General features: G+C 40.2%; 18 protein-coding genes. 14 read left to right on the forward strand and 4 right to left on the reverse strand.

Features of this window, described 5'->3' with window-relative positions:
* The first annotated feature begins 3 nt into the window (after nucleotides 1-3).
* Nucleotides 4-828 (forward strand): HNH endonuclease domain-containing protein, encoded by an 825-nt coding sequence (locus ACRD7A_RS14655; RefSeq protein WP_430811928.1) that lies wholly within the window; start codon nucleotides 4-6, stop codon nucleotides 826-828.
* A gap of 3 nt (nucleotides 829-831) precedes the next feature.
* Nucleotides 832-1,680, forward strand: coding sequence for an HIT domain-containing protein (locus tag ACRD7A_RS14660; RefSeq protein WP_430811929.1), 849 nt, complete (start codon nucleotides 832-834; stop codon nucleotides 1,678-1,680).
* A 286-nt stretch (nucleotides 1,681-1,966) separates the two neighbouring features.
* On the opposite strand, the gene ACRD7A_RS14665 is transcribed toward ACRD7A_RS14660, so the two are convergent.
* The 4 genes from ACRD7A_RS14665 to ACRD7A_RS14680 form a co-directional block, all read right to left on the reverse strand.
* The gene (locus ACRD7A_RS14665) at nucleotides 1,967-2,617 is read right to left on the reverse strand and encodes an ATP-binding protein (RefSeq protein WP_430811930.1); all 651 of its coding nucleotides are present in this window, start codon (nucleotides 2,615-2,617) and stop codon (nucleotides 1,967-1,969) included.
* 203 nt (nucleotides 2,618-2,820) lie between these two features.
* Nucleotides 2,821-3,621: a hypothetical protein gene (locus ACRD7A_RS14670; protein WP_430811931.1), complete on the reverse strand. Its 801-nt coding sequence runs from the start codon at nucleotides 3,619-3,621 to the stop codon at nucleotides 2,821-2,823.
* A 148-nt stretch (nucleotides 3,622-3,769) separates the two neighbouring features.
* Nucleotides 3,770-4,063 carry a helix-turn-helix domain-containing protein gene (locus tag ACRD7A_RS14675; RefSeq protein ID WP_430811932.1) on the reverse strand — a complete coding sequence of 98 codons (294 nt, stop codon included), beginning with the start codon at nucleotides 4,061-4,063 and terminating at the stop codon, nucleotides 3,770-3,772.
* Nucleotides 4,064-4,234: 171 nt separating this feature from the next.
* The gene (locus ACRD7A_RS14680; RefSeq protein WP_430811933.1) at nucleotides 4,235-5,005 is read right to left on the reverse strand and encodes a hypothetical protein; all 771 of its coding nucleotides are present in this window, start codon (nucleotides 5,003-5,005) and stop codon (nucleotides 4,235-4,237) included.
* A 416-nt stretch (nucleotides 5,006-5,421) separates the two neighbouring features.
* On the opposite strand from ACRD7A_RS14680, the gene ACRD7A_RS14685 reads away from it, so the two are divergent.
* The 12 genes from ACRD7A_RS14685 to ACRD7A_RS14740 all read left to right on the forward strand — a co-directional run bounded on the left by ACRD7A_RS14685 (nucleotide 5,422) and on the right by ACRD7A_RS14740 (nucleotide 23,257).
* Nucleotides 5,422-6,600 carry an ImmA/IrrE family metallo-endopeptidase gene (locus tag ACRD7A_RS14685; RefSeq protein ID WP_430811934.1) on the forward strand — a complete coding sequence of 393 codons (1,179 nt, stop codon included), beginning with the start codon at nucleotides 5,422-5,424 and terminating at the stop codon, nucleotides 6,598-6,600.
* 1 nt (nucleotide 6,601) lies between these two features.
* Nucleotides 6,602-7,084 carry a hypothetical protein gene (locus ACRD7A_RS14690; RefSeq protein WP_430811935.1) on the forward strand — a complete coding sequence of 161 codons (483 nt, stop codon included), beginning with the start codon at nucleotides 6,602-6,604 and terminating at the stop codon, nucleotides 7,082-7,084.
* Nucleotides 7,085-8,053: 969 nt separating this feature from the next.
* Nucleotides 8,054-8,938 carry an AraC family transcriptional regulator gene (locus tag ACRD7A_RS14695; RefSeq protein ID WP_430811936.1) on the forward strand — a complete coding sequence of 295 codons (885 nt, stop codon included), beginning with the start codon at nucleotides 8,054-8,056 and terminating at the stop codon, nucleotides 8,936-8,938.
* Nucleotides 8,939-9,143: 205 nt separating this feature from the next.
* A complete protein-coding gene (locus ACRD7A_RS14700; protein ID WP_430811937.1) occupies nucleotides 9,144-10,580 on the forward strand; it encodes an NAD-dependent succinate-semialdehyde dehydrogenase in 1,437 nt (478 codons plus the stop codon).
* Nucleotides 10,581-10,621: 41 nt separating this feature from the next.
* Nucleotides 10,622-11,644, forward strand: a complete 1,023-nt coding sequence (locus ACRD7A_RS14705; RefSeq protein ID WP_430811938.1) for an L-rhamnose/proton symporter RhaT — start codon at nucleotides 10,622-10,624, stop codon at nucleotides 11,642-11,644.
* Between the two features lie 37 nt (nucleotides 11,645-11,681).
* Nucleotides 11,682-12,812, forward strand: coding sequence for a mandelate racemase/muconate lactonizing enzyme family protein (locus ACRD7A_RS14710; RefSeq protein WP_430811939.1), 1,131 nt, complete (start codon nucleotides 11,682-11,684; stop codon nucleotides 12,810-12,812).
* An 11-nt stretch (nucleotides 12,813-12,823) separates the two neighbouring features.
* On the forward strand, nucleotides 12,824-15,757 hold the full coding sequence (locus ACRD7A_RS14715; RefSeq protein ID WP_430811940.1) for a glycoside hydrolase family 2 protein: 2,934 nt from the start codon (nucleotides 12,824-12,826) through the stop codon (nucleotides 15,755-15,757).
* Nucleotides 15,758-15,834: 77 nt separating this feature from the next.
* Nucleotides 15,835-18,315 carry a family 78 glycoside hydrolase catalytic domain gene (locus tag ACRD7A_RS14720; protein WP_430811941.1) on the forward strand — a complete coding sequence of 827 codons (2,481 nt, stop codon included), beginning with the start codon at nucleotides 15,835-15,837 and terminating at the stop codon, nucleotides 18,313-18,315.
* Between the two features lie 17 nt (nucleotides 18,316-18,332).
* Nucleotides 18,333-19,016, forward strand: a complete 684-nt coding sequence (locus ACRD7A_RS14725) for a bifunctional 4-hydroxy-2-oxoglutarate aldolase/2-dehydro-3-deoxy-phosphogluconate aldolase (RefSeq protein ID WP_430811942.1) — start codon at nucleotides 18,333-18,335, stop codon at nucleotides 19,014-19,016.
* Nucleotides 19,017-19,099: 83 nt separating this feature from the next.
* Nucleotides 19,100-20,188: a sugar kinase gene (locus ACRD7A_RS14730; protein WP_430811943.1), complete on the forward strand. Its 1,089-nt coding sequence runs from the start codon at nucleotides 19,100-19,102 to the stop codon at nucleotides 20,186-20,188.
* 115 nt (nucleotides 20,189-20,303) lie between these two features.
* Nucleotides 20,304-21,839 carry a sulfatase gene (locus ACRD7A_RS14735; protein ID WP_430811944.1) on the forward strand — a complete coding sequence of 512 codons (1,536 nt, stop codon included), beginning with the start codon at nucleotides 20,304-20,306 and terminating at the stop codon, nucleotides 21,837-21,839.
* A gap of 11 nt (nucleotides 21,840-21,850) precedes the next feature.
* Nucleotides 21,851-23,257 (forward strand): sulfatase-like hydrolase/transferase, encoded by a 1,407-nt coding sequence (locus tag ACRD7A_RS14740; RefSeq protein ID WP_430811945.1) that lies wholly within the window; start codon nucleotides 21,851-21,853, stop codon nucleotides 23,255-23,257.
* The last annotated feature ends 85 nt before the right edge of the window (nucleotides 23,258-23,342 follow it).

Below are 23,342 nucleotides of genomic sequence, written 5' to 3' on the forward strand. Positions count from 1 at the left end.
TTTGTGAAGGAATATCGGGGATTAGCAGCTGATATTAGGAAGAACAATCTATTAGAGATATTAACAGAAACAGCAGATAAAGAGATTGTTGAGAAGGTAATGCATTTTAGAAAGCATGTGCCCTTCCGCTTCTTATCGCCCTGGATCGGTTATAAGAGTGATACTCAGGTAGAGAAAGATTCTCAGGATTATAAAAATGAAGCTCCCTATGCAATCTTTCGTGACCGTAATACCATTGTCATAAATTCTACATGGATATCCTTTTTGAAATCGAATTATAAGCTTTTGATTGATTATGGTTATTGGTGTTTATCGCAATATGTTCAGTCAAAAAATCCAGGGGTACCTGATATTGCGGGTAAGTTAATAAAACCGGCCGTAAGAGGAAGTTTAGTGGCGCAGCGTATGTACTGGCAAATTGTTTTTGACCAAGTCGAACAGTTACAGTGCATTTATACCCATAAACAGCTTACGCCCCAAAAGTTTGACGTTGAACATTACATACCATGGAGTTTTACTGCTCATAACTTGATTTGGAATCTGGTACCAGCTGATTCAAGTATCAATTCATCAAAAAATAATAAGTTGCCGAATAAAAGTTTTTTGAAGGATTTTGTTGATTTACAAAGAATGGGTTTGCAAATTGTATTCGATAAAAGTCCGAAGAACAAGTTATTAGATGACTTTGCTGTATTTGGTGTTTCTGTCAAAGAATTGCTTAATTTACCCTCACATCGGTTCTTCGAGCTTTATGACAATCAAATATCACCCCAGTTGCAGTTGGCTCATCAACTGGGATTTGCTTATTGGAACTACCCAAATCATTAAAGTATGACAAAGAATCATTCCCACCTGACGGCCAAAGAACGCGATAAAATTTCTTTTCCAACAAATTGGCTCTTGCGCAATGGCTTACTTCGCGGACGCATATTGGATTTTGGTTGCGGCTTAGGGGCTGATACGAAGGGACTGCAAGCGGCAGGGTTTGATGTGGAAGCTTATGATCCGTATTACAAGCCTAAGCTACTTGATGGTTATTTTGATACCATTATTTGTCAGTATGTGATAAATGTGCTTGAAGAGAAATATCAGGAGCAAATAATTCTGGAGATGAGCTCCAAGCTGGCGCCCGGCGGCAGTGTATTTATCACAGTAAGACGTGATGTTAGATATCAAGGCTATCGAACGCATAAAATCCATCAGAAAACCACTTATCAACGTAATGTTCTTCTTAATTTCCCATCAGTATATGTGAATGATTTTTGTGAAATATACCAGATCAAGCGCAAAGTAGATCATCCTGTTAAATCAGCTTGTATTTTCTGCAGGCCATCTAATAAACTAAAGTATATCGCCGAATCATCAAACGCATTTGCGGTGTATGATGGCTATCCGGTAAGCAAAGGGCATGCCTTGGTAATACCCAAGATGCATGAAGCAGATTATTTTAGCTTATCCAGCTCTTTGCAGCATGAGCTTGTTGATGTTGTGGCTTTTGTCAAGAATTATCTGAGGCATAAATATATGCCTGATGGTTTTAATGTGGGCATTAATGTGGGGCAGGCAGCCGGCCAGACGGTTTTTCATGTACATATTCATATTATACCCCGTTATAAGGGCGATACACCTAATCCCAAAGGCGGTGTACGACACGTTATAAAAGGTAAAGGGTTTTATTAGGTGGGATTTATGATGTGAGGGATAGTTGAAGAGTTTATGCGTTGAAGTGAATAACTGGTGAGCTGGTTAGTTGGTGAACTGAGAAACTGGTGATCCGGTGAGTTGAAAAAATGGTTTAAGAGTAGAATAGTTGAACTGAGGAATTGGAGAAGGTGAGTAATATACGGATGCGATCTTGATGAGCAGCTTGTGGATAGAGAACGCATCCGGGGGAATCTTAGATTGTATTTTTTGCTTTTCAAGCAAAATCCAGGTTGTTTCGATTAATAGGCTGACCTGTTGAATATCATCTTCTTTTATCCAGCGAATCCTTTGGCCAAATAATCACATTCATCATTTCCCGCAGGCGGCTGCGTACCCGTTGGCCGTAGAGTTTTTCAATGTCCTTGGCATTGAGGTTAGTGGTGGCGTGGGTTATGAGCCTATCAGAGATAAATAAGTCGTAGCGGCTGAGAATGACTTCTGCCATGACGTTGCACTCGGATCCAAAGTGTTTGATATTGGATTCAGCCCCAAGGTCGTCGAGGCAGATGGTCTTGGGTGTTTTGTGTCCCGGCGTGATGTGGAAGCTATGTTTGCTGTAGCGGTGAATCACCTCGTAGCCATCTTTCTGAAATTCAAAACTGATATCGCGGCAAGCCTTAATGGCAAAGCGCTGATATGCCGGCAGAATGGAAGGCAGCAGCTTCATGAGGGCGGTCTTTCCACAACCAACGGGGCCTATCATCAGGATGCCTTTGCGGAGGTTTATGCCTTCTTGGCCGGCCACCTGTTGGTCTTGAATGAAGTAGGCAAAAAGCTTTTTGATGATGGGCATGTCTTCCTCATAGAGGTGAAAATGTGAACCGTATAGGGTCTGGCCATTGCGCGTGATGAGGTCGAGCGATCTTTTAAAATCGTAGTAGATGGTGTTGTCCTGGATGTGGTAGTGGGGCATAATGGGTAGTTGTTAGTTGGTGAACTGGTGAGTTGAAGAATTGGTTTAAGAGTTTATGAGTTGAACTGAAAAACTGGGCAACTGGGGAATAGTTTAAGAGTTGAGGAGTTGAAGGGTTGAATTGGGAGGTGAGCCGTGAGATGATTTGCAGTCTGGTACTGTTGTCCACGAATTTCACTAATTAGCACGAATGGTTCGAAGCGCTAAAGGGGCTCATCGTAGTTAGAGGATGAAGGTGGTGAAGAGATGGGGCGTAGCGGCCCACTGCGTCTATCGGGTTTAGGGGCATCATCTGTGCCATATTTTTCCCGGAATTGCTTTTTTCGCGCCTCGTGGGCTTGCTTCTCAAATTTTTTGATGTTAAGCATCCAGTTGCGGGCGGCAGCTTTCCAGTCTTTCATGGGCGTTTTGCCGCCAACGAGCCAGCCGTTTGACTCGTAGTAGTTGAAGAAGCGCTGGGCTTCGGCTTCAGGGTGGCCTTTTTCGTGAAAGTAGATTTGAATGTGCCGGAGCGGTGGATTTTTCCCCTTAGTCTGTTGGGCAGCTCTCCCAGGGGAGCATTGGGTTGATTTATGATGTTTGATGTGAGATGTATTTTTCATGGTGCTATCATTTTTAGGTATCGACGTTGAATATTTTTCTTCTTCATAGAGTGTGTTGTTTTTATCGTTTATAGAAGGGCTCACTTTTGATACTGAAGGTGTACAGGATATCGTATCAAAACTGTACAGGATAACAAGGCTGCCCTTGGTTTTGTCGAAGGATGGATCATAGCGTATGAATTTGTGATGATGCAGGTCTTTCAAGGCTTGTACATAGGTGTTTGGTGAGCCGATACGCGCTAGTTTCATGGTTTCTTTTCTGGTGATACTGACAGGGTTTTCAAAGCGGTTGCTGTTCCACATCCTGAACAAGACCAGGTAGAGACTGATGTGATAGGCCTTCAGGACTGTTAGCTGATCCATCAGGGCTAATGTGTTGTTAAGGTGCCTGATGTAGTTCATGGTGTTATTAGTATGCAGTTGTTAGTCAGTAGTCAGTAGTTAGAAGGCAGAAGGCGGAAGACAGAAATGATTGACAGCTTGCCTGACATCGCTTTAGCTGTTAAAACGAAGCTTCGTTTATTATAGACCGGCTTTGCCTTGTTGGGTGCTAGTATGACTGCTTGTTTTCTAGGAGCATCTTTTGGATATCGTCGCGGTTGTAGTAGATGACACCGCCTACCTTGGTGAAGGGCAGGGTGCCGTTATTGCGCAGGTTTTGCAGGGTACCGTTGGATACTTCCAGCAGGGCTTTGGCTTCGTTGGACTTTAGCCAGGTCTTGGTTTTTGGCTTGATGTTCTCTTTGAGTATTTGTTCGATATCACTGAGTAGTGATTTGCGGAATTGCCTCAAGTCATCGGTGGTGATGAGGTCGAGTAGTAATTTCTTGTTCTCGGTATTCATTTTTTTAGATGTTAGATCGCAACAAAAGTTGCTGTTAGAAATCAGATTATAGATGATTGATTTTGAACAAGAACAAAGGAAGGTAAATCGTCAATGCAAAAACAGTTGCAGGGGTTGTGCAACCTGTCAACAACCCCCCAAGAATAAAGGCTTATAGCCGTGTGAAAAAAATTAAATTTTATTGGATTGTATCAGTTTGAGCTGTTCCAGTATTTTTGTTTTCACGGCATCTACGGCTCCTCTTTCGGGTGAGTAGAATTTATTATACAGGCTCTCGAAGGATATGTTGTCGGTTTGCTTGGTGGCACAGTGTTGAGAAAAATGTTTAATGAGTTTTCTGATTTCAGCCTTTGAGAATATGTCTGATTCAACACAAAGGCGTAGGTAACACGCCAGTTGTGAAACAGATAATCCAGTGTTCAGCTTATGATCATTTGTTGGGGGTGTTTCATGCTGTGAAAATTTATCATTAATGTGGCAGGTGTTGGTCATGTAGTTAATCTCCTGGATCAGCCAGTTACTTAAGGTTTGCTGTAAAGCCGGTTGATCGGGTTGATAGCTCCAGCCATTGATTGGCGTAGTTTGCTTGACGAATTTATGATAATAATGAAGCAAGCGAAGCTGGTCGGCTTTGCTTTCCCTGGCACTACATTGGAGTTGGGTGTATTGGCTAAGGTGATTAATGCATTTCTCGGAGTTCAGGTTAAAGGCAATCACTTGTTTGTATAAAAATTCGGGTCTTCTTGTTAGCCCACTATTCATGACTGTTGGTGATTGTAGTCGATCGAGCCAGGCATTTAAAAAATGAATTTTGCTGTAGCTGTTATGTTCATCAGGCAGGCTAATAAAATCGTTTATGGGATGCAGAACGAGTTGTATCAGCTCTTCGGGTACCTGGTAGATATAAAACGCTTTGCTTAGTTCAGCCAGGCGTACCTTCATGGTATCGCGATTGTAGTTGATCCAGGCGATGGGCTGCTTTAGTTCAAAGTTAAAATACTTGTGGAATTCCTTACTGATCTGTAGTAGTGTTTTACTAAGCCTATAATGAGGGGTTTGATATTTACCACATTGACAATAAGAAAGTATTAAATCAATTATTAATAAGTAAAAATTAGAATTATGGAAACATTACAAAAGTTATAAAATGACTAAATATCATCATGTAAAACATGTCATTCAGACAGAAGAAAACTATTTTATGAAGAACTACCTATTAAGGTGCAGAATGAGTTTAAGGAATTTATCTATTAAAATAACAATCTCAATGTAAGTAAAATCTTTAATTGGGGTAAATTTACCTCGATAATTTTGCAGTAAGCGATATAAGTAGTATATTTGAGGTAAATTTACCTTTTATGATATCGGAGATACTAAAACATAGCATCAAACACTCAGGTGACAGATCAATTAAGAAGCTCTTCGCTGAAAAGCTTGAATTAACAGGTTTAAGTAAAACTCAATTTGAAAAGTTAGCAAATATACAAAGAAGAAGTTTGGATGGTATACTTGATAAAACTTCTAAGCAAACGGATATTATCAATCTGCTCAAAGTAGGTGAATTTCTTGAGTTAGAAATTGTGGAGTTAATGATTTTACACTTTGCAGATAGGCCTATAGAAGAAATTAAAGAGTTGCAGAATTCAATGGAAACTACTTTTATAAATAAGTATTTTGACCTTAAAGCACTGTCTAGTAATGGTTTTATCAAGAAAAACACCACGGTAGATGAATTGAAGGGAAGGATCTGTAATTTTTTTCAAATAGAATCAATCTATGAATATGAAAACCAGTTAAATGAGGTTTTGTATAGTAGGTCAAAAAGAAACTTTAGCGACAAAATGAAAGACTTTTGGATTAAGTCTTCCTATAAATATTTTGAGCTTGTTAATAATCCAAATCATTACTCTAGGCATGAACTTGTTGATTTAATTCCTAAAATAAAACCTTATACACAAAATGTAGAGAAGGGTCTTATAACAGTATTTAGGGCGCTGTACAATGTTGGAGTAACAGTTGTATTTCAACCGAGTTTACCAAAAACACAAGTGCGTGGAGCTACTTTCCTTATTAAAGACAAGCCTTGTATTGTAATTACTGATTTATTCAAAAGCTATCCAACCATTTGGTTTGCATTATTGCATGAATTGCATCATGTGCTTTACGATTTAGAACACCTTAAAAAGACACAATATCATTTAACAGGAGAGCCGGATTTGTTCTTGCTTCAAGAAGATAAGGCAAATAAATTCGCTTCGGATTACTTAATATCTGAAGATAAAATGAGGTTTATTGAGCCATTAATTAATAATCCATTAATGGTATCTAGATTTGCGAAAGAGATTCAGGTGCACCCATCAATTATTTATTCGCAATATCAATTTAGGCAAAAAGAAAAAGGGAAAAACTACTGGGGAGCATTTAGAGAGCATTTCCCAAATGTAGAATTAGCAAAAAAACAATTAAATGTTAGTAACTGGGATGTTGAGTCTTTGTTGGAAGCAGCAAATAAAGTAAGAGAACTTTTAACTGTATAATATGGAAAATAAGAGCATTAAGAAAGAGTCTGGATTATCATTAGAGGAGCAGGAGCGACTTGTGATTTTAATGAAAGCAGAAGACGTAAAAGGTGAGCAATTGTCAATTAACTTAGAAGCTGAACTAGTTGTCGAAAATGAGGCCGAAGAGTTGATTGGAAAAAATATTGATGACCCAATGGAGAAGTTTCAATTGTATTATAATGGTCTAACGAAACTTCTTAAGGATAATCTGCCGAAGGGTAAAAGAAATGAAGAAGCAAGGCGTATTATTTATGATGAAAAGAATATCTTAATTAATCGTGGGGCAAAAAAAGATGAAAAAGGCATAAGAGGCAGTGATGGTCGAATGGCTTATATTGAAGATTTGGAAGATGCAATTAAGATTGTTGCTGGATGGATTTCTAATAAAGGAACATATTTTGACCTTTATAAGGCATTTTGGGATAAAAATGAAGAGCTTGGATATGGTCATCAAAATTAACAAACATTGACACTGCTAAAATGAAAAAGCCTGTAAATCAAACGATTTACAGGCCTTTGTGTTTTTTTGATAGTGTTGAATGTGATCCCGGCGGGATCGTATCTTAATTGATATAATATTCTAAATCAGTCTTTTATAAAGCACTTAAAAATAAGGGTCTCGATATCGTCTCTTCTGATATTTATTAAATTAAAAACAAATGTCAATAATTATAGTGAGTAATGCAAATAGCTGATTTATTTAATAGGTTTAGTCGTAATAAGGTAATAAGACCACATACTTAATACATTTGAATATATTCATATTAATGGCACACTGCTTACTTAACCTTCTAAACGAAATTAACTACTACCGAAAGAAAATATGATGTTAAAGATAAGGGTACTACTCTTTGGAATCATCTTGTTTCATTATTTGTTAATTTATTCCATATCTGATAAGTATCAGTTAAGCTTATTATTTGTTGAAGATGGTTTATCGCACAATCAAGTATCCTTGATTGTGCAGGAACAATATGATTTTTGTTTAATAAAGTTGAAATCTATCCAAAACATGCCCAAACGTTAACTGCTGACTATCGCGTAAAAATAGATATTGATACTTTAAATAAATGGCTATTCTGTCTAGTTTCTGATGCGATGAAGTCTTGAGTTTCCTATTTATAAGTTTAAGTAATTTAGTAGTATATCAGTGTTAATTCATCTCAGGTAATCTAAAGGTTGTGTGAGGCAGAAATAACTAATAATTCAGTATTAATAAGATTTATAAGATTGTTTTAATAAAAAAGTTAATGCTAATAGAATGAAGTTATCGTCTTACCCATCCAATAAAAAAAGAATGAACAGAAAATTAACAAACGATAGCACAAATTGAATTTGTATGTTTTGTGTTATATTCTAATGTAAATTTAACATTGATTGGTTATAGGAAGAGGTAATTTTATTAGCAATTCTTTTTAATCAATTCAACATGAAGCTAAAATATAAATCGACTAATTGTGTTATCAATCAATCAGTTTCTATTGAGCGTATCAAACTGCCTCATAGTGAACAAAACTGGCATTTTCATGCAGAATTTGAGTTGATTTATCATTTAAAAGGGAAAGGAATCCGAATGGTTGGTGACCATTTGGAAAAATTTAATGATGGCGATTTGGTTCTTGTTGGTTCTGGTCTTCCTCATCTGTGGAAAATGCAGGATGATTCTGATGATGTGGATGTCGTTGTTCTTAAATTTGGTGAAGAATTCAGTAAAGGTGCATATTTATCGATACCAGAATTTAACAATATAAGGCGGCTCTTGGATTTAGCTCAACGAGGAATCAGCTTTGGAAATGTGACGCTTTCCAAAGTACGTGAATTGCTGGTTGCAATTTCTTCATGCGGTGGAGCCATACGTATCATAACCTTGTTAAAGATTTTATCGATACTGGCCGATGGGATTGATAAAGAATTATTGGCATCTACTCACTTTATAATATCGGATTCAAAATCTGATGACCAACGTCTCAGTAAAGTAATTGATTATGTTGTAAATAACTATTTACAGCAGGTGTCATTAGATGAAATTTCCAGAGAAGCTGCCATGACACCAAATTCGTTATGTCGGTTTTTTAAGGATCGGACAAATAAAACGATTTTTCAGTTTATCAATGAATTTAGAGTTGGAAAGGCATGTGAATTACTTATAAATGGAAACATGTCAATCTCAGAGGTTTGTTACGAATCAGGTTTTCATTCGTTAACCAGCTTTAACCGTGTTTTTAAGGAAATCAAGAAAACTACGCCAAGGGATTTTCGAAGCAGATACTATCCGATCTATAAGGAATGTCATACGAATGCCTGTTCTGCTTGATAAACAGGATGTTTTTTTAGAAGAGTTGTTTTGTTTGGATTGCAAATTAGATTTTTTGTGGGTTCTAATGAATCTGCCAGTCTGATTTATTTTATCTGGTTAATAACTGGTTATTGTTGGATAAAAAATGCAAAGTATCTACCTGGACTACAGTGTACATTTGCTTCGTGGTAAAAACGGAGAAAACATATAAAAGTTAGGGATAATGAATTTTGGATACCAGAAATTATACATAGGAGGCGAGCTAATTGACTCCAGTAAACAATTTAAAACTGATGTAATTTGTCCGGCTACAGGAGAATCGGTTGCGGTAATCGCAGAAGCAGCTAAAGAAGATACCGAAAGAGCTATTGAAGCTGCCCGTAGAGGCTTTTCTTACTGGTCAAAGTTACCATTGACAGAGCGCACCGAATGGATGATGAAGTTACGTCAGGCCGTATTGGACAATGAGGATTTGCTGCGTCAGGCTATGGTTCACGAAATGGGAAAAACCTATGAAGGTGCCTGGGAGGATATTGAGGCAGTGGTTAATGGATTAGAATGGTATCCAAACGCCATGAAAAACTTGCGGGATGAGCAGATTCCGGATTACGAAGGGACACATACGCATAAGATGGTGCATCAGCCAGCCGGTGTGGCGGTGGCCTATCTGGCATGGAATTTCCCATTACTTAATGTAGGTTTTAAGTTGGGGCCGGCTTTAGCTGCCGGATGTAGTTTAATTATCAAGCCTTCCTCCTTGTCACCATTGTCGGCTTATTTATTAGGCAAGATTATGCATGACATCAACTTCCCGGCTGGGGTTGTAAATATTATTGGCGGAAGCATTGATAACGTCGCAGATATATTAACAAAAAGTAAACAAACGAATGTGTTGACTATGATTGGTTCAACACAAACCGGTTTAAGAGTGATTGCCGATAGCACTACATCCATCAAGAAGTTAAGCATGGAATTGGGTGGTAATTCACCATTTATTGTTTTTGAAGATGCTGACTTTGATAAAGCATTGGATTTGGCGATAGGGCTAAAATTTGGTAATAGCGGACAAATATGTGTGGCAGCCAATCGCATATTTGTGCATGAAGACATTTACGATAAGTTTCTATCTGCTTATGTTGAACGGGCAAAAGCACTAAAACTTGGTTTTGGAAAAGATGAGAAACCAGATATGGGACCTGTAGTAACGCTCAATGATCGTGACAGGATGTTCGACTTGATTCATGAGGCTGTTTCGAAAGGAGCTGTGGTTGAAACAGGTGCTAAAATACCGGAAGGTAAAGAGAAAGGGAACTGGATTGAGCCAACGGTTCTATCAAATGTGAACACAAAGATGCGTGTGGCGAAGGAAGAGATTTTTGGTCCGGTAGCAGCTCTGTATAAATTCTCTACAGACGATGAAGTGCTTGAAATGGCTAACGATACAGAATACGGTTTGGCATCATACATTTTCACCAATAACCATGCACGTATTGAACGATTCAGTGCAGAATTGGAATTTGGAGAGGTACAGGTTAACGGTGTTAAATACTCTATTTATCTGCCACATGGAGGTATTAAAAATAGTGGAATTGGTCATGATTGCTCTCACCTGGCATTGGATGATTACCTCGTGAAAAAACGAGTGTCTGTTGCCAAATAAAACTTATTCAACTCATAAATCTGCCGTTAAAGAATTACCTTATGGAAGCAATGTTCTTACCTTTTTTATTAATCGTATTTGCCAGTATTTTGCAGGGATCATTTGGTTTGGGGATGAAATATATGGCTCCCTTAAAATGGGAGTCGTGGTGGCTGGTGCATGTACTTATAGCCATGATTATTTTACCATTAGGTTGGGCCTACGTCGCTGTGCCGGATTTATTTGATGTTTTAGGTAACTCATTTTCAAATCCTGATATGCAAAGTGTTGTTTTTATTGCCATGTTGTTTGGTTTTCTGTGGGGAATTGGCGGAATCTTATTCGGTGTTAGTGTGCCATACATTGGGTTATCATTAACCATGGGTATCGTGATGGGTTTAGCCGGTTCTGTTGGAGCCTTAATTCCATTGTTACGAATGGAAAACTCCACTTCTTTACCTCAATTCCCTTATGTTATAGCCGGATTGCTTATTACCCTCGTAGGCGTAACTATTACCGCCAAAGCCGGTATTGATAAAGATAAGTTGACTTCGGAAGCATCGGGTGATAAATCCAATATTCTGAAAGGAATACTGATTGCTGTTAGCTGTGGTGTTCTATCGGCCTTATTAAATGTCGGTTTCGTTGAAGCTGCTCCAATAGCAAAGCTTGCAGAAAGCATGGGGGCCATCGACAGAAATGCCAGTTTGGCAGCATGGGTAGTTGTATTAATGGGGGCCTTTATTATGAACGCGGGATATGCCATCTTTTTGCTGGTCAAAAATAAATCATGGAGTTCTTTCAAGGTTGAGGGTTCAGGCAAAGCCTATCGCTGGGCCATATTAGCAAGTGTTTTTTGGTTTGGAGCGCTGGGGGTATATGGCCAGGGAGCCGCATTAATCGGCCCGATTGGTAGTGTAATCGGATGGCCCATGTTACTAGGATTGTCCTTAATTGTAAGTAATTTCTGGGCCTATAGAGCCGGAGAATGGAATGGTGCGGCTAAGCCATTCCGATTATTATTAATAGGACTTGCAGTACTAATTATTGCAAGTATAATCCTGGGATATGCCAATATGGTATAAGGAGGAACCCACCTGAAAATAACAAGAAAATAAGTTGATGAAGATAGTTAAAATAGAACCCTATGTCGTTAGTCAGGAACTAAAAAAACCGTTTTACTTCTCTCAATGGGAATACAAAACACGCACTATCTGTTTGGTTAAAGTAACTGCCGAAGATGGTACCTATGGCTGGGGCGAAGGGTATGGTCCTGCTCATTTGGTGAAAGCCGGAATAGAGTTCTTTAAACCGTTTATAACAGGAATGAATGCAATGGAACATGAAACAGTGTGGCAAACGATGTACCGTCGATCACTTGATTATGCGCGACGTGGTGTAATACTTGCGGCCCTAAGTGCAATAGATATTGCGTTATGGGATATTAAAGGAAAGCATTATAAGATGCCGGTTTCAAGCCTGCTAGGGGGTAGAAAGCGCGAAAAGATAAAGCCTTATGCCACAGGTCTGTATTTTACACAATGTCAAAATCAGAAGCAGGAATTAGTTGATGAGGCAATTGACTACAAGCAGCAAGGTTTTAAAGGATTAAAGATGAAGGTTGGTTTGGGTATTTCCAGGGATGTTGAATATATAAAGGCCATTCGTCAAGCCATTGGAGAGGATATGGAGCTGATGATTGATTCCAATCATGCCTATTCATTGAAAGAAGCCATGTTATTGGCACGAAAAATTGAGCATCTGGATATTGCCTGGTTTGAGGAACCGGTTTCTCCGGAGCACTATAACTGTTATAAACTATTACGGGATAAAACCCATATTCCCATTGCAGGTGGTGAATGTGAATACTTACGATACGGTTTTTTACAGTTATTTCAGAATGATTCTGTGGACATCGCACAGCCTGATATTGCAGCGGCCGGAGGGTTGACAGAGGTTAAAAAAATAGCCGCCATGGCCAATACTTTTGGTATTGAGGTAGTGCCGCACAGCTGGGGCACTGGTATTGCTTTGCATGCCGCGATGCATTTAATTGCCAATCTGGATGTAATTCCTGGTCGTATGTTCGATTCAACTCCATGGATGGAATTGGACAGAACAGAAAATGAGTTGCGCGATGTATTGATTGAACCCTTGATTGTGCCTGAAAATGGCTATCTGCAGGTGCCTGAGCGGCCTGGTTTAGGAGTAGATGTGAATATGGATGTATTGGCCAAATACGTAGTTGATTAATTAAATGACTGATGATAAAGTACTTTACAAACATTGTTGCCTTGCTGTTATTAATTTCATCAGCGGCATGCGCTCAAAACAACAGCAATACCATTTCCTTAAATGGAACCTGGAACATCGTTTTTGATGATGCAAATGAAGGAGTAGTGAAGAAGTGGTTTCTGAATGAAGAATTCAGCAAGCTGGAAAGTAAGCACATTGAGGTTCCCTCTTGTTGGGAGGAGACAGAGGAAAACTACGAAGGAGTTGGGTTTTATACCAGAAACTTTACTATTCCGGCCAACTGGGAAGGTAAAATTGTGGAGATTGATTTCGATGCTGTGAATTATTATTCAGAAGTATGGATAAACGAACAGGTGGTAGGTTTTCACGAAGGTGGTTACACGCCTTTCAGCTTCCGTATTGATAAACTCCTCAAGTTCGGTGAGGAAAATACAATTATGGTCAGGGTGGTGAGTCCTATCATACTTACCGATAAGCGCATTGATGGAATGGGGCGCCAGGAAGTACCCATGTGGCGTGGTGCCATCACTGGTGGAATCTGGCAAGGCGTAAACCTAAGCGCCAAGGGACATACCCATTTGGCCGATGTGTTTATTGAGCCGCGTATTGCATCTAATGAGGCAGTATTGAATATGACCGTTAATAATGCGGATGCCTTTACAAACAACAAATTAGTTGAGGTTAGCATAGAAGATGCAAAAGGAAACGTTGTTGCTTACAGGAAAGAGAGCATCGTGGCTTTACCCGGTAAAAACAAATTGAGCTGGTCAATGAAAATTGAGGATGTCAAATATTGGTCAATGGATAATCCTTACTTATATAAGGCCAATGTTAGCGTATTGGATGACAAAGTACTTGAAGATAAGTGGTCGCACAAATTTGGGATGCGTGAGTTTTCTGTCAAAGATGATCAGTTCACTTTAAACGGTAATCCACTATATCTGAAAGCCACCTTTTTTGAGGGGCTTTATCCCGTTAAACTGGCTTATCCGGATAGCCGCGAGATGGCCATTAAGGAAATTACTCTCGCCAAAGAAGCTGGGTTTAATATGATTCGTCCCTGGCGAAAGCCGGCCCCACCGATGTGGTTGGATTTATGTGATTCATTGGGCGTGTTAACAGTTGGAAGTCTTGTGATGGAATGTATGTTACGACCTATTTCAACGCCTCGACTGTCGTATGTGGTAGAAAATGAATTGAGAGAAACCATTCTCAATAATCGTAATCGTACCTGTGTCGTACAATGGGAGTTGTTCAATGAGATTAATCGCCCTATTTTAACGCAGATGCTCAATTCCATGTCGGTTTTAGCGCGTGAATTGGACCCTACCCGTATGATTCTCGATGAGTCAGGAGGTTGGGGCGAAGGTGCCAATATTTACCTGCCTTATGAGCAAACCCCTATGAAATTTAATGACATTCACCATTACAGTGGCTCGCAGGTTTGTGAAGCAGAATTTAATGGATACCTGGCTACCGCTAAAACAAAAGAGGAGAAGGAAAATTCTGGAATAATTGATGCTAAAGGCTACGGGAAACATGTGGTACCTGGTATGATGACTTATCTGTCGGAGGTAGGTTATGGCAGTACACCGGATTTGATTAGCAATAATGAGGAGTTTAAGAAGAAAGGTAATCCCATTGTTGCACCACCGGTCTATCATAAAGCTCTGAATGACGGCTATGTGGCAGCATTAAAGAAGGTTGGATTTGATAAGATTTATTCAAATGTACAAGACCTTTATTTTGAAGAGCAAAAAATACATGGTATCGCTAATAAGCGCATGTTAGAAGCTATCCGCTTAAATTCAACCGTTAAGGGCTATTGTGTTCATGCATTAGTGGGAGGTGACTGGGTATTAGGTGCCGGTTTACTTGATTTATGGCGAAATCCAAAGACTCTGGTTTATGATATGACCAAAGCAGCTAATCAGCCACAGATAGCTCCAATACGCATTTTACCCCGTAATGTTTATGCACAAAAAGGAGCACTGTTGCAGGTATTTGGAGTAAGTGAGTTAGCAGATGAAAAGGCTGTTGTTGACGTGCAGATTAAGGATGGCAGTAAAAAGGTGGTGTGGTCAGAAAAGCTGAACACCAATTTCACATCCGGTATTTCGACTTTTATAGATGTCAAACTGGATACCAAAGACTACTCAGGTTCCTATACGGTAGAGGTAAGCGTAAGTAATGAAAGTGGTGAGATGATTACCAAAAATGAACAGCCTTTCGATGTTTTTACCACAGCACAGCTAGCTTCGCCTAAAGCCAAAGTTGCAGTAGTGGATGATGAGGGAAGCCTGAAAGCATTTCTGGATGCTAAAGGAGTTCAATACCTAGAGTTTACAAAAGAGTTGGATAAATCCATTCCGGTCTTAGTAGGTAAAGGTCAAAAAAAGGATAAGCGCTATCAACAGACTGCTATGGATGTAAAAGCCTTTGTTGAACAAGGGGGGTATGCTGTTTTTTTAGAAACCGTTGGCAATAAAATACCTGGGTTCGACCGGGTACTGCACGAAGTGGATGAGGATGCTTTACCACTTAATGCTGAACTGCATGCCAAGTGGGCCACACGTGGCGGTTGGGCGGCCAAATCACATATCGTAACAGAGCATTCGGTATTTGATGGATTGCCAACAAACCAGATAATGCATGGCGTATATGAAAATGTGCACCCAGTTGAATCCATGTCAAAAATTAAGGGACAGTACATTGCAGGTATGATTGGTTACGACCATTTTCCCAACAACGATGTAATGGTCCGTCATTATAACGGGCCGGGTGAAGTATGGTGGGCAGCAGATGTATTGGAGGCCAACATTGGAAAAGGACAAATGCTGATGTCAACCTTACGCATTATCGATTTTCTGGACAAAGACCCGGTGGCCGAAAAGCTGCTGTTTAATATTATGAACTATGCCACTTCTCAGGCACAGCAATAAGAATAAACGAGTCATACAATGCTGCCAATAGCTGTTGCTATCGAGCAGCATTGTTTTTTATAAAGATGAATAGTGTTATGAGACCTTTTTTTGTATTCCTCCTTTTAAGCTTTGGCCTTATTCAGGTTTTTGCCACTGACAAGCAGTGGAAGGCCAGATGGATATGGGCTGATGAAGATTTGAAAGCAGAAGCAGTGTTGGCCCGAAAGACCTTTGACATAAACACTTTACCGGATGAGGCAACGCTCAAAATAACCGCATCTGATTTTTACCAGCTGTACATCAATGGGCAATACATCAATAGAGGCCCTGCCCGAAGTGCAGCAAATCACCAGGCATATGATCACATCGATATTCGCCCCTATCTGAATAAAGGAACGAATGTAATAGCGGTTAGAGCGGTGTTTGAACCTGGGGCTCAATCCTATCAGTTTGAAGCACGTGCCGGCTTATTGGTGCAGATGGAGGTGGACAATCAGGTGATTGTTTCCGATGATTCATGGCGATTGATGGTAGATAGTAGCTGGGATAAGGAGTCTCCTGTCATCAGCCGTTTTCAGCGTGATGTATGTGATAATGTGGATATGCGATCCTACAGCCATGCTTGGTTTACTGGAGACTTTGATGATTCTTCTTGGTCTTTCGCCCATGAACTGATGCGTAATGCAGGTTGGCCAGCGCATCAGAAAGGTGTACGAGCTACTGCTTCAATAAATCCATGGATTAAGTTGGTCAAGCGCGATATTCCTATGTTAAAGGAAGAGTTGCTGTTGAAGCCAACACTTATTCTTACAAAAAACTACTTAGAATATCCTCAAGGATTGGTTAGTGAAAAAATCCTTTTGGATGGAACAATTGATAAAGCCATTAGCAAAAAAGAACGATTTGAATTGGTTTTTCAGGAAGGTGAGAAAGGCCGCCTGCTACTCTTTGATTTTGGGAAAGTAATGAATGGCTTTCCCTTAATTAACATTGAGGGGATATCCGGAACACAAATACGTGTATTATGTGCACCATATGTGCTGAATAACCATTTTTGTGCCAGTCTGGTGGATGCAAAATACGAAGACCGCATCACACTATCAGGGAAGAGGGACTTATGGGAGGCGTCTTATTTCAAACCATGCCGTTATATGGCCGTCTGGGTAGAGAATTCCGGATATCCGGTTACAATAAATCAAATAGCATTGCGACATATTTCATACCCTTTTGAACAGAAAGGACTTATGGAATCGGCAGATGCCCCATGGGTAAAAGATTTCTTTACAGCTTCTGCTAAAACAATAGAGGTTTGCACCACGGATGCAATCACCGATAATTACCGCGAGCGTCGCCAGTATGCCCAAACAGGGTATTATGGTGCTCTGGGCAATTATTACATCTTTGGTGACATGGCTTTGCAGCGCCGTTATTTGATACAGATTGCTCAGGAGCAAATGGCCGATGGTATTATGCCGGCGTATGCCCCACTGGCAACAAGCGACTATATGGTAATATTGGATTCTAATTGTTTTTGGCTAAAAAGCTTATGGAACTATTATTTGTATAGTGGTGATGAAAAAACTGTTAGGCAGTTACTGCCAGCAGCAGAACGTATTTTAGAACTCTTACATGGTTTTACGAATGAACATGGTTTGATTGACAATCCACCCTATGCCTATTGGCTCGATCATGCCGTAAATGATCGAAGTGGTGCTAATTTTACCTTAAATGCTCATTATTTGGAGGCTTTAGAGAATTATTCTGAATTGTTGACTAGGTTAAATGATACTAATTCAGAACGCTATGCTGCTAAAGCATCAAGCTTGCGAAACAGTCTTCAAAGTCAATTTTGGGACGAAGCGTCAGGCTTATTTGTGGATGCAGTAGTTGATGGGAAGCAATCAGAAAAGTATAGTGAGCACGCCAATGCTATGGTTTTAGCCTTGAATATTGCTACAGAAGAACAAGGCGAACGAATTGCTCAAAAGCTATTGGAAGATGATGACAATGATTTCGCCATGAGAGCATCCGGTATGACGATGGTGACGCCTGCCATGTCCTATTATCTGCATAAAGGATTATGCGAATATGGATATGTAAAAGAATCCTTCCAATTGTTTAATGATCGTTTTGGTCATATGCTGGCAGACAACACCAATAAAACCCTTTGGGAAGAGTGGTGGTTGCATGGTACCGGGCGAACGGGGAAGTTTATGCCTGGCAAAACACGTAGCGATGCCCAGACAGAGAGTGCTTTCCCGCCGGCTTTATTTGCGGAGTATTTATTCGGTTTAAAGCCTGTTGAACCGGGACTAAAGAGATGGGCATTAAATTACATCGATTCGGGTGTCGAAAATCTGAAGGGGGTTATTCCGGTTGGAAATGCTCAAATGCAAATTGAGTGGAAGGCTGGCAAGAAGCAAAGTCTCAAGTTGGTCATTCCTCAGGGTATTCAAATTGATGTGGATATAAAAAGCTTGGATGCAAAGGGAACTGTTTGGGTAAATAAGCAGGAGTTAGGAGGAGATGCAACAACATTGAACCTGATAGAAGGAGAGTATAACATTATATTTTAATCATTACAATTACAAAGATGCAGCCAATTGCACAAAAGGCCATGGCGCCTGATATCATAAAAAAAGTAGACGATGCCGGCGTTATTGCCGTACTGGTAATTGATGAAGTGAAGCATGCGATGCCTGTGGCCAAAGCCTTATTGGCAGGTGGGGTGTCAGCCATTGAACTAACGCTTCGTACACCTGTAGCCTGGGAGGCTGCCAAGGCTATTAAAGACGATCTGCCTGAGATAACCCTTGGTTTTGGTACGGTACTAACTGTTGAACAAGTGTTTAACGCGGCAAAAGTAGGGGCTGATTTTGCGGTGGCGCCAGGTTGCAATCCCAGAGTAATTGCTGCAGCTCAGGATTGCGGTTTGTCCTTTGCTCCAGGCGTAGTAACACCAACTGACATAGAAATGGCGTTGGAACAAGGCTGTCGTGTTATGAAATACTTCCCGGCAGAAACATCCGGGGGCATGATGCACCTCACCAATATGGTGGCGCCCTATAACTATTTAAATCTGAAGTTTATACCGCTTGGTGGTTTAAACATCAATAACGCTGCCAACTATATAAAGTCGCCATTGATTACGGCTATTGGCGGTTCATGGATTGCCAAGCAGGAGTTTATTAAAGGTGAACAATGGACAACCATTACACAGAATGCAAAAGAGATCAGTCAGTTGATCAGGAATATTAGAAGTAATAAAAAAGATTAAAGACAAATGTATCAGGACACAAGAAGAAATTGCTTGGATTTGTAATTAAATCATCTTGATACTAATATCTTGAAACTAAATAAATGAAAACAATAGTAACTTTTGGAGAGATTATGGGGCGAATGGCCTCACCAGCAAATTTGCGATTAAGACAAACACGCGAATTTGAAATCACTTATGCCGGGGCAGAAGCCAGTGTGGCTGCTTCTATCTGTAATTTTGGTGGAAAAGCACGTTATGTGACGGCTTTACCTAAGCATGCATTAGCTGAAGCAACAATGGATTCAGTTAGAGCCGTTGGTGTTGACGTAAGCTATGTGTTGCGTACCGACAATGGACGTTTAGGACTCTATTTTTTGGAAACCGGTGCCAATCAGCGTCCAAGCAATGTTATATACGATCGAGAGGATTCAGCGTTGGCTATTACAGCAGCTGACCAATATGACTGGGACGGTATTTTCGATGGTGCGCAGTGGTTACATTTGAGTGGCATTACGCCTGCGCTTTCAAAGAATGCAGCGGAAGCCACCTTGGTGGCAGCGCAAAAGGCCAAAGCAGCCGGTGCATTGGTTTCTATTGACTTAAATTTCCGTGGTAAACTATGGAAGTGGGATGCTTCCAAATCAGCGCATGAACTGGCTCAGCTCACCTTGCGTAAAATCTTGCCTTTTATCGATGTGGTAATTGCCAATGAAGAAGATTGCCACGATGTGTTAGGAATTCAGGCTGGTGATACGAATGTGCATTCAGGGGCCATAGATACGGCTCGCTATCCCGATGTGGCACGTCAGGTAGTGAAGCAATTTCCCAATGTGAGTAAGGTAGCCATTACCTTACGAGAGAGCTTATCAGCTTCTCATAACAACTGGGGAGCTATGCTCTACGATGCCAAATCAGATACCTCGTTTTTTGCACCTTTGGATGCAGAGGGGAATTATCAGTCATATAAAATCAAAAATATTGTTGATCGCGTAGGGGGTGGGGATTCTTTTGCAGGCGGTTTAATCTATGCGCTAACAACCTCAGAATTGTCAGAACCTCAGGTTGCTATACTATATGCGGTGGCGGCATCGTGTTTGAAACATTCTATTAAAGGAGATTTTAATTTTTCTACACGAGCTGAGGTTGAAGCGTTAATGGGAGGAAGTACATCTGGTCGTGTCGTGCGGTAATCAATATAGGGAGTAAAATAACTTTGTGTTATTAATTGAATGATTTCTGTCACTTATAAAACAGTTGTGTTAACATCTTTGGGAGATCGTAATTATTGACTACAATTCAGGACAAATGAAATATCTTTTATTCTTTATTTTATATACAGCAGTTATTCCAACCTGCTTAAGTCAGGTTGAGAAGCCCAATGTGATCCTTATTATGTGCGATGATCTGAACGACTACCAGGGTGTTTTTGGCGGTCATCCACAGGCACAAACACCTCATATTGACGCCATGGCAGCTGCTGGTGTACAGTTTATCAATGCGCAATCCAATGTGCCGGTTTGCCAGCCATCACGCAATAGTCTCTTCACTGGCGTATATCCGCATGATTCCAACGATTTTGGCTGGACAGGCCGTACCAAGCAAATGGTGTTGAAGCACAACAAAACCTTGATGCAGCTTTTTCAGGAAAATGGTTATTACACCCTTGGAACAGGTAAATTGCTACACGGTAATAACGAAACAAAATCATGGGATGAGTGGGGAATGAATACCAAGCACAATTATGGACCGTTTCCTTTTGATGGTGAGAAAATGGTGGCCCACCCGAAAGTGCCACAGCCCTATCAGTCAATTGGACCTGTCGATGGCTCATATGGCCGTTTATCAACCTGTGATTCATGGGTATATGGAAGGGATAAGAAGCCATTTAATTATGAGAGTGATGATAAGCGTGACCTGATGCAGGATGAGTTGCATGCGCAATGGGCGAGTAATAAGCTGAAAGAACTGGAGGCGAAAGATAGTTCTCAGCCTTTTTTTATGGGTGTTGGATTTGTCAATCCGCATACCCCCTTACATGCACCTGATCGTTTTTTTGATATGTTCCCAATTGAGGAACTGGAGCTGGCTCCCTGGTTAGAAAATGATGCTGAAGATACCTTCCTGAAGTATAATATCAATCCTAATAACAAAGGCTTTAGATACTATCGTACAATACTTGAGTCTTATAATGGCGATCGTGAGTTAGCATTAAAGCATTTCTTACAGGCTTACCTGGCTTGTGTGGCTTTTGTTGATGAACAGATTGGAAAGGTGTTGGATACCTTGGAAAAAACCAAATTTAAGGATAACACTATTGTGATTCTGACAGCCGACCATGGTTGGCAGATGGGAGAGAAAAATTACCTGTTTAAGAATTCGCCATGGGATGAAAGTTCCCGTGTGCCAATGGTGATAATGGCACCTGATGCCCATGTTGGAGCAAAGGTTGAGCAGCCTGTTTCTTTGATAGATATATATCCAACCTTATTAGATTACTGTAATTTATCAGGAAGTAACACAATTAATGAAGAAGGTGGGAAATTAGGAGGCTATAGCATGTTGCCATTGTTAGATAATGATGAGGAAACAATTTGGCGTGGACCGAGGGGAGCATTAACTATTGTTGGAAATATCGGGTCTTCGACTGCTATTGAAGAACAACATTATTCGTACCGTACAAAAGATTGGCGATATATTCGTTATGCAGATGGTACGGAAGAGTTGTACCACCATAAAAATGATCCTCATGAGTGGAAGAACTTAGTTGATGATAATAAGTACAAGATGGTAAAACTTAGCTTGTATAAAGAGGTTTGCGAAATATTAGGTGTAAAACTATAGAAACAGAGATTATGAAAATTATTAATATTGTAGCCATTGTTCTTGCTGTAGTTTGTTCATCAGCCATAGATACTTACGCAAAAGTAAAAAAGCTTAAACCCAATTTAATTGTAATCATGGCCGATGACCTTGGCTATGCTGATGTGGGCTTTAATGGTTGTAAAGATATTCCAACACCTAACATTGACCGAATAGCCAGCGAAGGCGTGAAGTTCACTAATGGTTATACCTCCTATTCGGTATGTAGTCCTAGTCGTGCTGGTTTTTTAACAGGTCGTTACCAGCAGCGTTTTGGTTTTGAACGTAACCCGCAATATCGTCCTGATGATCCTGATATGGGACTGACCACCGATGAAATGATCATAGCGGAATCATTGGCTCAGGTAGGTTATCAATCTACTGTCATTGGAAAATGGCACATGGGAGCTCATAAGGCAACACATCATCCCCTTAACAGAGGTTTTGCCGAATTCTTCGGGCACCTGGGCGGAGGACACCGTTATTTTCCTGAGGAATTAACCATCAAAGATAGTTATGCCATATCAGGTGAACATGATAGCTATCGCACCTGGATAATGCGAAATCATACGCCTGTAAAAACAAGTAAATACCTGACGGATGAGTTTTCTGATGAAGCGGTCAGCTTTATTAAACGTCATGCTAATGAGCCTTTCTTCCTGTTTCTATCTTACAATGCACCCCACGGACCATTACAAGCTACGGATGAATACCTTCAGCGCTTTCCTGATATTAAAGATACCAAGCGTAAAACCTATGCCGCCATGGTAAGTGCTCTGGACGATGGTGTTGGTCGCGTGCTTGAAACATTAGAAGATTTAGCCATTGATGATAATACAATCATCTTTTTCTTATCGGATAATGGAGGCCCGGAGACAAAGAATGCATCTGATAATGGGCCTCTGCGTGAAGGAAAAAGCTCACATTATGAGGGTGGATACCGTGTGCCATTTGCTATGCGCTGGAAAAGTCAGGTTGATGCAACGGTTTATGATTTTCCAATATCATCACTCGATATTTTTGCTACTATCTCGGCATTGGCTAAATCGCCCATTAATAAGGATAAACCCTTGGATGGCGTTAACCTCATTCCGTATGTTACTGGAAATAGCAATAAAGCACCACATCAAAATATCTATTTAAGAAAGTTTGATCAGCAACGTTATTGTGTACGAGATGGTGATTACAAATTAGTTATGCATAATAATGGGAAAACAAAGGAATTGTATAACCTCAGTGAGGATATTGGAGAGCAAAATAATTTAGCTGACCAAATGCCTGAGAAAGTGAAAGAATTGGAATTAATACTAAATGAGTGGACCTCTGAATTGATAGATCCTACTTTTCTTGGCCTGATACATTCTGAAGCCTGGAAGAAGGAAGGGCGTAAGGCTAAGTGAAATTAAACTAGGAATTGACAAATTCTCCTGAAGAATCAATAAGAAGTTTGGTTAAAACCTGGTTGTCTTTGGATAATAAACGCTC

Origin of the sequence: Carboxylicivirga longa (genome assembly GCF_050589825.1) — a bacterium.
Taxonomy (GTDB): Bacteria; Bacteroidota; Bacteroidia; order Bacteroidales; family Marinilabiliaceae; genus Carboxylicivirga; species Carboxylicivirga longa.